Annotated in this window: 11 protein-coding genes; 6 read left to right on the forward strand and 5 right to left on the reverse strand. The window is 46.2% G+C overall.

Going from position 1 to position 12,180, the window contains the following annotated elements; translation table 11 throughout:
* Positions 1–128 precede the first annotated feature (128 nt).
* Together LZG74_RS12230 and LZG74_RS12235 are read left to right on the forward strand one after the other, a co-directional pair.
* A complete protein-coding gene (locus tag LZG74_RS12230; RefSeq protein ID WP_233796867.1) occupies positions 129–1,157 on the forward strand; it encodes a galactose oxidase in 1,029 nt (342 codons plus the stop codon).
* A 2-nt stretch (positions 1,158–1,159) separates the two neighbouring features.
* A complete protein-coding gene (locus LZG74_RS12235; RefSeq protein ID WP_233796868.1) occupies positions 1,160–1,510 on the forward strand; it encodes a DUF4907 domain-containing protein in 351 nt (116 codons plus the stop codon).
* A gap of 36 nt (positions 1,511–1,546) precedes the next feature.
* On the opposite strand, the gene LZG74_RS12240 is transcribed toward LZG74_RS12235, so the two are convergent.
* Complete coding sequence (locus LZG74_RS12240) at positions 1,547–2,596, reverse strand: endonuclease/exonuclease/phosphatase family protein (RefSeq protein WP_233796869.1); 1,050 nt, start codon at positions 2,594–2,596, stop codon at positions 1,547–1,549.
* A 243-nt stretch (positions 2,597–2,839) separates the two neighbouring features.
* On the opposite strand from LZG74_RS12240, the gene rimP reads away from it, so the two are divergent.
* From rimP to infB, 3 genes are all read left to right on the forward strand, one after another.
* Positions 2,840–3,322 carry a ribosome maturation factor RimP gene (gene rimP / locus LZG74_RS12245; RefSeq protein WP_233796870.1) on the forward strand — a complete coding sequence of 161 codons (483 nt, stop codon included), beginning with the start codon at positions 2,840–2,842 and terminating at the stop codon, positions 3,320–3,322.
* A gap of 87 nt (positions 3,323–3,409) precedes the next feature.
* Entirely contained in the window at positions 3,410–4,651 is a 1,242-nt protein-coding gene (nusA, locus tag LZG74_RS12250; protein ID WP_233796871.1) for a transcription termination factor NusA, read from the forward strand.
* Positions 4,652–4,723: 72 nt separating this feature from the next.
* The gene (infB, locus tag LZG74_RS12255; RefSeq protein WP_233796872.1) at positions 4,724–7,831 is read left to right on the forward strand and encodes a translation initiation factor IF-2; all 3,108 of its coding nucleotides are present in this window, start codon (positions 4,724–4,726) and stop codon (positions 7,829–7,831) included.
* A gap of 72 nt (positions 7,832–7,903) precedes the next feature.
* On the opposite strand, the gene LZG74_RS12260 is transcribed toward infB, so the two are convergent.
* The gene (locus LZG74_RS12260; protein ID WP_233796873.1) at positions 7,904–9,544 is read right to left on the reverse strand and encodes a carboxylesterase/lipase family protein; all 1,641 of its coding nucleotides are present in this window, start codon (positions 9,542–9,544) and stop codon (positions 7,904–7,906) included.
* A gap of 142 nt (positions 9,545–9,686) precedes the next feature.
* Between LZG74_RS12260 and LZG74_RS12265 the strand changes: the two genes are divergently transcribed.
* On the forward strand, positions 9,687–10,433 hold the full coding sequence (locus LZG74_RS12265) for an NrtR DNA-binding winged helix domain-containing protein (protein WP_233796874.1): 747 nt from the start codon (positions 9,687–9,689) through the stop codon (positions 10,431–10,433).
* 30 nt (positions 10,434–10,463) lie between these two features.
* Here LZG74_RS12265 and LZG74_RS12270 read toward each other — a convergent pair whose 3' ends face one another.
* From LZG74_RS12270 to LZG74_RS12280, 3 genes are all read right to left on the reverse strand, one after another.
* A complete protein-coding gene (locus LZG74_RS12270; RefSeq protein ID WP_233796875.1) occupies positions 10,464–10,646 on the reverse strand; it encodes a hypothetical protein in 183 nt (60 codons plus the stop codon).
* Positions 10,647–10,842: 196 nt separating this feature from the next.
* Positions 10,843–11,526, reverse strand: coding sequence for a DUF2490 domain-containing protein (locus LZG74_RS12275; protein WP_233796876.1), 684 nt, complete (start codon positions 11,524–11,526; stop codon positions 10,843–10,845).
* A complete protein-coding gene (locus LZG74_RS12280; protein WP_233796877.1) occupies positions 11,526–12,116 on the reverse strand; it encodes a hypothetical protein in 591 nt (196 codons plus the stop codon). The genes LZG74_RS12275 and LZG74_RS12280 overlap by 1 nt, the downstream gene beginning before the upstream one ends.
* Positions 12,117–12,180 lie beyond the last annotated feature (64 nt).

The following is a 12,180-nucleotide window of genomic DNA, read 5'->3' on the forward strand; positions in this document are numbered from 1 at the left end:
ATGTTTGCAAAAAATTTGAAATTGCGTTTGCTGTTTTTAAAGCACTAATCCTTCTGATAGGCATGATTTCAGGGCCGTGTTATTCACCAATATTCTTTTGTATCAATTAGTCAAACCATATTTTTTACATGTTTAATACCTTAAAAAAGACTTCATTAGCCCTTCTGGTTGCGTCAACCGCATTACTTTCGTTCAGTTGCAGTAAGGATGATCCCGAAGCAGATAAAATTGGAAACTGGTACAGAGCAGGCATTCCCAATTTTGGTGGATCTGCAAGGGCACGTGCAGTAAGCTTTGTCATTGGAAATAAAGGATATATCGGAACAGGTCTTACAAATGAGACTGTTCAAAGAGTAAAGGATTTTTGGTCCTATGATGCAACAACCAAAATCTGGTCACAAGTTGCTCCATTCGAAGGATCAGGAAGAAATGATGCTGTTGCCTTCGTTGTAAATGGAAAGGCTTATGTCGGAACAGGTTTCGACGGTGTGACCACAGTAGACGGCGGATACAAAAAGGATTTCTATCAATACGATCCTGCGACCAACAAATGGACGAAAAAGGCGGATTATGCAGGCGGAACGCGCCAGTATGCAACGGCTTTTGTTGCTGATAACAGAGCATATGTGGGCCTTGGATGGAATGGAAGTGGTTACTATCAGGATTTCTACGAGTATAATGTACAAACTGATAAGTGGACGGAAGTTGCCACTTTCACAGGTGGAAAACGCAGAGGCGCGTTGGCATTCACAGTGGGCGGTAAAGCTTATGTAGGCTTTGGCCAGAGCAACTCGGGCGCCGGATCCGAGCCAAAAGATCTTTACAGTTTCGATCCGGCTGGAAACAGCGGAACGGGCGCATGGACCAGAATGGAAACCAATACGGATGATAAATTCACCGGAAGAACTTACGCTTTGCCCTTGGTTATCAATGATAAAGCTTACATTGTTGGTGGAAATGCAAAGTCCGATACATGGGAATATACCCCCGGCACCAACACATGGACTGAGGTTGCAAGCTTCGAAGGTGGCCAGAGAGGTTTTGCCGCTGGTTTTGCAATCGGTAACACGGGTTATTTAGGAACAGGCGGAAACATTGTTGACGACTTCTGGGCTTTTGATCCTACTGCCGCCAAAAATGATGATGATAACCTGTAATTGTGAGTAGCAAGAAAAAACTCATTTTAATTATAAGCGTACTGGCCTTTGCTGCTGTAACTTATATCTTTCTTTACAAAGGAGATATCGGTGCAGACGGCAAAGGCCTTCGCCGTCTTAGCGTAGAAGCCTTCAAACTTGAATCAGGCTGGGGTTACCGCATTCTTGACAACGGCACGCCCATTATTGAGCAGCGCAGCATTCCGGGAATTGCAGGAAACAAAGGCTTTCAGAACGAGCAGTCGGCCCTTAAAACGGGGAATTTGGTTGAGCGCAAGTTGCAAAGCGGCATTTTCCCACCCTCGGTTTCAGCCGGCGAGCTGGATAGCCTGGGGATTCAATACGGGCAGTAGTCTTGATTGTCGGCTATCTTGCCGCGTCAATTATCATTAATCCTTTTTTGCTTTCTCAGTCGCTTTTGCACCCGCATTACTAAACTGGTAATGGCCCATTACCGGGTAATGATCTGAATAGTCGACGTTATTGAATGTAGTGAAGTCCTGGATTTGAAGCCTGTCGCCGCTATAAAACTGGTGGTCTATGCGGATAAAATAAGGCAGGTGGTTGAATGTAAAGCCAAAACCCTCCCCTTTTTCTTCAAACCCGTTTTTAAGCAAGCCACGCATTTTACTGTAAACATATCCGTAGGGAATCTCATTGAAGTCGCCGCATACAATGACCGGGTGCGGCGAAGCATTGATCCAGGATTCGAGTATCCCCATCTCTACCGATCTTCTTACAAAGCCATTGCGCATGCGCTGGAAAGTGATTTTCCCTTCCTTTTTGACGCCCTCGACCTGCTTTTGGCGCACCAATGTACTGAGCTTTAAAGTCATGGAATAAAGGTGCACGGCAATGATGCGCACCGTATCCCCCTTTATCTTGATATCCGCTTGAAGAAGACCGTTTTGCGCTTCAAAGATTGTATCCCTTTTTGCAATGATGGGGTATTTGGAAAAAATCGCCAGCCCGGCCGACTGCGTGGGGCTTCCTGATGTGTTCTTAGTGTAAAAGGCGCTGTGGTCATATCCGCTGCTGTCCAGGGCTCTGTTAATGTTAAAGAGGTTTCCGCGGTCACTGAAATATTCAGACATGCAGAGAATGTCCGCCTCCGAAGAAGTCATCCAGGCTTTCATATCACTTACGCTCTTTCTGACCTGGCGATCTTTTAAATCTTCGTTCCTTTGAAAGCTGTGTACATTATAGTTCATGACAGAAAATGACTTAGCCAGCACATCCGGATCCGTATCGTTGCCGAAAGAATAAGTCCTGGGCAGAAAAAGAACGGCCAGGCTGACCATAATCAGCGGCATCGAAGCCCTTTTTCTTTCAACAATAAACCAAATGGGGATACTGACCAGATGAATGATGACGACAACCGGAAAAGACATCATCATAAAACCAGCCACCCACCCTTGGAGCGGGATCCAGAGTATCATGATGTAAATCAGCAGGGTATAAGTCGCAAAACACTTGTAGAGGAACCAGAGGAAATTTTTAAACCCTTTCATTAAGTCAAATATCGCATTTTTTAACAAAAATAGGGGATCAAGATGAATTTAGAAGACATCTGCTTTAACTTGTACAAATGATAAAATATTTTTACCTTTGCAAATAATTCTATTTTGATCGATTGATTGAGGGGGTCTTAAATCCCCTTTTTTATTTGCAGTGAGCCGTACATGACAATAAAAGAGCAGTTGGAAGCTTTGCTGGAACCCCTTCTTGAGGATGGCAACTGTTTCCTTGTAGATATCATCATTAAGCCTTCCAAGGTAAGTCAAAAAGTTTCAATTCTTGTCGATAGTGATGAGGGGATAACCATTCAGCAATGTACATCCATCAGCAGAAGATTGGCAAAGCAGTTGGAAGAACTGGAAGTTTTTGCAGATGCCTACACACTTGAAGTTTCATCACCGGGATTAGACCAACCTTTGCTTTTGTTGAGGCAATATCAAAAAAACCTGGGCAGAAATTTAAAGGTCACATTGAAAACGGGAGAGGTAATTTCGGGGACATTGATGGAGGCAAATGAAGAAATTGTAAAATTACAGTTACCTGCACCTAAAAAGAAGACGAAAACGCCCATCGACCCAGCTGAGTTGATCCGGGATATTCCGTTTGACGATATTTCAAAGGCTTTAATAGAAATTTCTTTTAAATAAAGTTACAAGCCAGAGCCAGTTTTCTGATTTGTAATCAATTATATAATATGTATAACTTAGTATCAGCAAATATCTATAACATAAGCAATGGATAGCGGAATATTAATTGAATCATTTGCCGAGTTCGCAAGCTCCAAAAACATCGATCGTCCAACGATGATCAGTGTTTTGGAAGAAGTGTTTCGCACAATGATTCGTAAGAAATACGGCACTGATGATAATTTTGATGTAATCATTAACCCAGAAAGCGGTGACCTTGAAATGTGGCGGACACGTGAGATCGTTGACGACAACTCAGAGGACATTTGGGATTACAACAAAATACCACTTGCAGAAGCCCGCAAAATTCAGGGTGACTTTGAAGTAGGTGAAGAAGTTGCTGAAGAAGTTAAGCTGGTTGAATTCGGCCGCAGGCTGGTGCAGACGGCAAGACAAACTTTGATCCAGAAGATCAAGGACATGGAAAAAGAAATCATGTTCGAGAAATACAAGGATCAGGTAGGTGAAATGATTACCGGAGAGGTTTATCAGACATTACGTCACGAGGTGATCATCGTGGATTCGGAAGGTAACGAGCTTTCACTTCCACGCACCGAGCAGATTTCAAAAGACCGCTTCCGCAAGGGAGAATCCGTTAAATCTGTGATCCACAAAGTGGAAATGAATAATGGTTCTCCAAAGATCACACTATCAAGAACTTCACCTGTTTTCCTTGAAAGACTCTTCGAAGTTGAAATTCCGGAGATTTACGATGGAATTATTTCAGTAAGACGCGTTGTTCGTGAACCAGGGGAGCGCGCCAAAGTTGCCGTAGAATCCTACGATGATAGAATCGATCCGGTAGGCGCTTGCGTAGGTATGAAAGGATCACGTATCCATTCAATCGTACGTGAACTGGGTAATGAGAATATAGATGTTATCAACTACACAGACAACCTTGAACTGCTTATCAGCAGGGCTTTGAGTCCGGCCAAAGTAAGTTCGATGCAGATTGACCGCGATACCAAACGTGTTTCTGTTTTCCTTAAACCCGATCAGGTTTCACTTGCAATCGGTAAAGGTGGCCAGAACATTAAGCTGGCCGGTAAGCTGGTTGGAATGGAAATTGATGTTTTCAGAGATATTGAAGAGCAAAACGATGAAGACGTCGATTTGACCGAATTCTCCGATGAAATTGATGAATGGATTATCAGTGAACTGCACAAAATTGGTCTGGATACAGCCAAAAGCGTGCTGGCACTTAATAAAGAAGAGCTTGTCAGAAGAACCGATCTTGAAGAAGCAACGGTTGAAGAAGTTCTTGACATTCTTCGAAAAGAGTTTGAATAATTTACAATAACCGGCAGTTTTAATCCAGGGGTTAGATCTGCCAATGCAAAACTTTTTCTACTAATTGCTAATATGGCAGAAGATAAAATGATGCGCCTAAGCCAAGTGGCACGGATCCTGAACGTAGGAATTACTACGATCGTGGATCACCTGTCTGCCAAAGGGTATAAGGTGGAGAGTAACCCGAATACAAAGATTAATTCTGATCAGATTGAATTTCTTGCGAAAGATTTCAAATCTGATGATCTGAGATCATCCCTTTCCTTTAAACCAGCTCAGACTGAAACTCCGGTAGAAACCAGGGAAGAAAAAGTAAAAAGTGATGTTGATGGAATTCTATACTTCCGTAACAGTGCTTCTAAAACAGAAGAGAAACCTGTTGTTGAAGAAGCTGAATCAAATGCTCCATCCGCTTTTGAGAACCGCCTGCCTGGAATTAAGGTAGTCGGTAAAATAGATTTGGACGCAAAAAGATCTGCGCCGGCACCCGCTGCGCAAGAACCTAAAACGGAAGCGCCTAAGGAAGTTGTAGCTGAAAAACCAGCTACCCCAGCGCCAGTCGCTGTTGTTGAACCTAAGCCAGAGCCTAAATCAGAGCCTGTTGCAGAGGTAAAACAAGAGTCAGAGCCCGTTCAGCCAAAAGCTGTTGAAACGCCGAAAGAGCCGGTTAAAGAAGAGCCTAAGGCTGAACAGCCGCAGGAGACCAAGGCAGCTGAGGAGCAAAAACCAGCTCCTGCCCCAGCGCCGGAAGAAAAACCCCAAGCAGAAGCAGTGCAACCAGCGCCTGTGGCTGAAACGCCTAAGGCCCCGGAAACAGCCTCGGCTCCAAGCGAACCTGCGGCGGCGCCTGCCGAAGAAGCGGTTGAGTCGAACCTGATCGAGGCCAAAGGAGAGCAGCTCCGCGGTCTTCGCGTGATTGGTAAGATTGAGCTTCCCTCTGATAAGATCAAGAAAAAAGACCCTGTTGCATCCAGCAGTGATACAGCAGCAGATAAAAAACGCCGCAGAAAACGCAAGAGAATCCGTGATGGCGTTGTGGTTGCCGGTGAAAACCGCCCCGCGACAACAGCAGCAGATCCAAATGCACCTGCAAGGCCTAAGGAAGCCAATGTTCCACCAGCAGGAAATCGCACCGGAAACCGTCCGGCTGCACCGGGAGCACCAGCTGCCCCAGGCGCAACGCCGGCAGCAGGTAATGCATCTGCAAGAAGCGGCCCGGGTAACCGCAGTGGCGCAGCAGGCAATAATCGCCGCGGTGTTAAAAGAGAAGAAGTTTCAGATAAAGAAGTTTCAGATAACATTAAAGCTACAATGGCCCGCATGGGTGGTGGTAACACCAGAAATGTTGGTCGCGGTGGAAAAGGAACCCGTCGCAGGGACCGCGGAGATCAGAATGATCCGAACGGACTGGATTCGGACGAAACAAAAGTATTGCGCGTAACAGAATTTGTTTCCGCAAACGATTTGGCTTCACTGATGGACGTAACAGTTCAGGAAGTAATCTCGGTTTGTATGAGCATGGGAATGTTCGTTTCCATCAACCAGCGTCTGGATGCAGAAGCGATCACTTTCATCGCTGATGAATTTGGATTTGAAGTTGCCTTTATTTCTGCCGAAGAAGAAGTGCAGAATGATGTGCAGGAGGAAGTTGATGACGAAGAAAGCCTGAAAGAAAGAGCGCCGATCGTTACCATTATGGGTCACGTTGACCACGGTAAGACCTCGCTTCTGGATTATATCCGTCAGGAAAATGTAGCCAGTGGTGAAGCGGGTGGAATTACCCAGCACATTGGTGCATATAGTGTAAAAACCAAAACAGGCAAACAGGTAACATTCCTGGATACGCCGGGTCACGAAGCATTTACAGCGATGCGTGCCCGTGGTGCCAATGTTACCGACGTGGTTATCATCGTGATTGCAGCTGACGACAGCGTTATGCCTCAGACACGTGAAGCGATCAACCACGCGCAGGTTGCCGGTGCACCTATCGTATTTGCATTCAGTAAAGTAGATAAGGCTGGGGCCAACACGGAAAAAATCCGTGAGGAGCTTGCCAATATGAACCTTTTGGTTGAAGAATGGGGTGGAAAATACCAGACCCAGGAAATATCATCCAAATCGGGCATGGGTATAGACGAGCTGCTTGAAAAAGTATTGCTTGAAGCCGAGCTGCTTGAATTAAGAGCCAACCCGGACCGTCGTGCAGCAGGTGCCGTAGTAGAAGCATCCCTTGATAAGGGCCGCGGATATGTTACCACCATCCTTGTACAGACGGGAACCTTGAAAGTAGGCGATGTGGTCCTTGCAGGATCGCATTACGGAAAGGTGAAAGCCATGACTGACTATCTGGGAAGAAAGCTTAAATCAGCCGGACCATCCATGCCAGTGCAGTTGCTTGGTCTTAACGGTGCCCCGCAGGCAGGTGATCGTTTCAATGTATTTGAAAACGAGCGTGATGCCCGCGATATCGCAACCAAGCGTGAGCAGATCCAGCGCGAGCAGTCGATCCGGACGCGTAAGCACATTACCCTTGAAGAGATCGGTCGTCGTAAGGCAATCGGAAGCTTCCGCGAGTTGAACCTGATTGTTAAAGGTGACGTGGATGGATCGGTTGAAGCCCTTTCAGATTCGTTATTGCAACTATCAACATCTGAGGTGCAGGTGAACATTATCCACAAAGCAGTGGGTCAGATCTCCGAATCCGATGTCAACCTGGCCATTGCTTCTGATGCGATTGTGATAGGCTTCCAGGTTCGTCCTTCTTCGAATGCCAAGAAAATGGCAGAGCAGGATCAGATCGAAATCCGTCATTACTCTGTAATTTACCAGGCGATCGATGAGATTAAGGATGCGATGACAGGTATGCTTGCTCCTTCTATCGAAGAGATCATCACCGGAAATATCGAGATCCGCGAAGTGTTCAAGATCAGCCGGATTGGAACGATTGCAGGTTGCTATGTTACGGATGGTTATGTGAAACGCAGCAATAAAATCCGCGTAGTTCGCGAAGGAATCGTATTGCTGACGGGTGAAATCGACTCACTGAAACGTTACAAAGACGACGTGCAGGAAGTTAGAAACGGTTACGAATGTGGTTTGAGCATTAAGAACTTCAACGACATCGAAGTGGGTGACATCATCGAAAGCTTTGAGCTTCGTGAAGTGAAAAGAACACTTTAATAGTTTAAGCGAATATAAAAAAGCCCTGCTCCAAAACTGGATGCAGGGCATTTTGCTGTTTTACACTATAATTTACTTCATGTATTCTTTGTCAAGAAACAGATAACGTTCCCTGTCGCTTTCTGTCTGCTGCTCGCTTTTTACGTCAATGTTCATGAACTTAACAGGAGCCTTGCCTGTATTTGCATCCCACTGAGGAAGCCCTTTGCCATTGGGATTACCCGTTTTTATAAAATTGGCGAAATAATCTACCATTGTTGCAGATACTTTATAATCGTCCGGCGTCCATTCGTACACCTTGTTGCTAGCCAGGTTTCCTAATGCATACTCAATCTCAGAAGCGTGGGCTGCTCCTACTGCCGCGGGCGCCGCGGGTGCAGCTTTGGCAGCATCGCCCTTGATAACCCCGCCCGCAAGACCTGCCTTCGCATTACCCATCGCTGCCGACATAGCCGGGCGAATGCGTGAGAAAACATATCGATACACAGGTTTACCACCGGTTTGAATTTGCAGATCAGCCCATTTCCATGTGCTGTAAACAATGAAACGGTCACTGGAAAGGGCTGTTGCCGCTTTGACAACCTCAGCATCCGAGGCAGCCGGGTACAATTTCAGAACCTGCTCTGCTTTGTCATTATACAAACCGCTCACAGCTTTCTTGTAATTTTCAAGCGTTGGCGCATCGGCCTTTAAAACAACCTGGTAAGGCACTTCGGCGGAATTCCAGCCAACCAGGATGGGGATTTTTGCCTGCTGGCCAGCCTGGAAGATCTCAGGCAATGTTTTCGGAAGGAAATAACCATCAATCGTAGGCGTAGTAGCCGTGCGCGTCTGGCCGGGTGTGTAGGCTGCATCCAAAAGATCCGCGGCAGATAAAGCCCTGAGCTCTTTTAGCGAACTGCCCGTTTTCACGCCTTTGGCAAATGCCTCACCGATCTTTTCAGCTTCGGCCAAAGGAATAGATGCTAATGTAGGGTTAATTCCTGCCCCACTCTCTCCTATCGCTCCTACAATGAGGTCCTTAGATAAAGGCGAAGCCATCTGAACCGAAACCGAAATCGAGCCTGCCGATTCACCGGCAATGGTCACATGCTTGGGATCGCCACCAAACTTATCAATGTTTTTCTGCACCCATAGCAATGCTGCGTGCTGATCCAGGTAGCCGTAATTGCCCGAAGATTTGTTGGGAGATTCCTGCGTCAGCTCGGGATGTGAGAAAAAGCCAAAAATTCCCAGCCGGTAATTCAATGTTACTACCACAATGCCTTTTTTGGCCAATGTCTCTCCATCATACCGGGGCTCAGAACCATCACCGGCTGCAAGGCCTCCACCATAGAAATAAACCAGGACCGGCATTTTTTCTTTCATCGTGTTGGCGGGCGTCCAGACATTTAAGTAAAGACAATCTTCGCTCATGTCCTTCGAGCGGAAGCCCATATCCCCAAAAATCGGCTTCTGCATGGGCTTATTACCAAACTGGTCCGCTTTGCGCACACCTTGCCAGTTCTGGGCTGGCTGCGGTTCTTTCCACCGCAGCTCACCAACCGGCGGCGCAGCAAATGGAACGCCTCTGAAAATCAATAGCCCCGATCCGGCCTCCCTGATTCCCTCCAAAGTCCCATTCTCGACGGTTACCTGACTACTTTTTTGGGCAAAGAGTGTCATAGAAGTGGTTACGCAGAGCAAAAGTGCTAGTACTAACTGTTTTGGCATAATATAAAGGTTTGACATGTTGCAACATTTAAAGTATAAATCATACATTAATTTCATATTGTATCAATATGTTACAATGATAATTTAAATTCTGCCTGTTAGCAAATCTTTTCGTTACTTGCCCATATAATGCAGGCAAGCCATGGATCAGGAATTTAAAAAACAGGAAACAAACTTTACAGGAGCCGGTTATTTACAAGGCATCGCGATTGACACCGTCATTTTTGGTTTTCATAAAAATGAGCTGAAAGTACTGCTGCTAACCTATAAGAACACAGGTTTTTTTGCCTTGCCCGGGGGCTTTGTACATGAAGATGAAGACATTAATCAAGCCGCGCGACGCATCCTTTTGCACAGGACGGGACTGGAAGATATTTTTCTTGAACAATTTTACACGTTCGGGGAGAAAAGTCGGCATGATACTGAGCCGCTTAAAAAAATTATGGCTGCCCGCGGCTTTGTTCCGGACGACAAGCACTGGCTGCTGGCCCGCTTCGTATCGGTGGGCTATTATGCGCTGGTGGATTTTACCAAAGCGATTCCCACACCCGACAGCATTTCGGACAGCTGTGAATGGTTCAATCTAACCGAGCTTCCCAAGCTCATGCAGGACCACGAGCACATTCTGGCCAAAGCACTGCAAACCATTCAGCTGGATTTAGATCACAAACTGATCGGCTTTAACTTACTTCCAGAGCAGTTCACTATGGGCGAGCTGCAAGGACTTTATGAGACTATTTTAAACAAAAAGCTGCTCCGGGCAGCCTTCCAGCGCAAAATGCTGGGCCTGGGGATACTGGAACGAATCGCAAAAAAATGGACGGGAGGTGCTCATAAGGCTCCGTACTTGTACAGGTTTCTCCCCTATCCCAGCCCGGAGGCCCGATGAGCACGCCACGTCCGCTATAATAGATCCCGGTTACATTCTGCCCGCCGAATCCGTGGACATTGTATCTGTCCCCATTTCTGTCTGCATGGTATCCACACCTGTTGAATCCATATTTCCCTCAGTGCCTTCTGCGTTTTTGTTTCCATTACAAGCTGCCAGACTCAAAAGTGCACTCAGGCTCAGGAATGAAACTACTCTTACGATCGCTTTCATAAATTTCGGTTTTAGGTGAAAATTTCTGCTTTATCAAAAAACCGTTCCATCATCGCGCCTCCGATACTTTTAAATGTAGATATCTGCCTGTGAAAGAGCAAGATTAAGCTGCACGGATAGCGCGCGGGTGATAATGCTCAGCAAAAAAATTCTCAGCGCAGCCGGCCCTCTCTGAGCTCATTGAGCTCTTTAAGACCTAAATGCTAACAAACCATCCGATTGTAAGCCAGAACTGCTGGGCTTTTGAAGGATTGTCGAATTCGTTGACACGGTACTCGACTCCAAGCTCTATTTTGTTGTTGTCGGTAGCATTGTAGCCCAAAGCAAGTAATCCGCGAATTTCAAGATCCGCATCGCCCTCTGACCATATGCCCAGATACTCGTTGTTGACTTTGCTGTAGAATTCCCTGGGGTCGATTTGCCGGCCGCTTAATGGCAATTCCAGCCCCAGCCGATACCGCGCCCGAAACTCCGAGGATTCCGATGGTCTGAATGTTTCATCGGTAACAACCCGGTGGGCCAGGCTGATTACTTCCAGATTTTGAACATTACTGAACTGCTGAATGAGGCGGTGGGTGAATTCCTTGCCATCCCACCTGGCCAGATAGCCCGCTCCCAAGGTGTTGTCTGCCGAGATTTTCCTGGTGATTACCGTGCTTAAATCGGTTCTTTCATATCGCAGCCGGCGGCTGAGGGCTGTTTCAGGCTCTCTTTCGAAGAATATTTGCCTTGCTTCCAGCTTTGTATTCAGCTTCCAGCCAGGTCCAAGTTTTATATTCACATTAATTTGCGGAAGCGTACCGGTCCTGAAATTGCGTTGACCCAATACAGCCAAGGGCAACATTACCAGAAAAAGACAGTTAAGAGCGTATCTGTACATTAATAGATCAGATTATCCGTGTTGCGCTGAACGATCTGATGAATGCTCACAATCGCTCCGTTCTCTTCGGCCAGTACTTCAAAATAGCTTTCCAGTTTATCCCTGGTCCCTTTGACTACCAGCTCATATCTGGTCTGTACGCCCTTTGCAGCCACGTTTTCGAGCAGGGATTTTTTCAATGCGGCCACTGGCCCGTTCCAGTGAAGCTGCGTTTTCACGATCTTATAATGTGAAAATTCTTTGCCCAGATTATCCGTTAATGTGGCACTGCTACCTCCCTCCATAGCATCTATACTCGACACGATCTCGACGTCCTGGATATTTCCCGATTCATCGAATTCAATGCTATACCGCTTTTTTGAATGTTTCAGTTTCGCTTCGATGGAATTTCCAGTCAGGCTTTCTTCCCTGTACCAATGAATTTTTGATTTCGTAAAAACCGAATTGACAAAGTCAGCCGCCGCCTGCGGGACTGCGTCGGTTTTAATGCTGAATTCGCGTTCATACTTTTTCTGTGCCGAGCATGGATTCCACAGCACCCCCACCATCAGGACAAATATGAGATTTATGAAGGATTGTTTACTTTTCACCAGCGCATTCGTTTAATATTATTTTCTTATGCTTTAATAGTAACGTAAGCCTGAGCGAAAAAAG

The organism is Dyadobacter sp. CY327 (assembly GCF_021390415.1).
GTDB classification, from domain to species: Bacteria; Bacteroidota; Bacteroidia; order Cytophagales; family Spirosomataceae; genus Dyadobacter; species Dyadobacter chenhuakuii.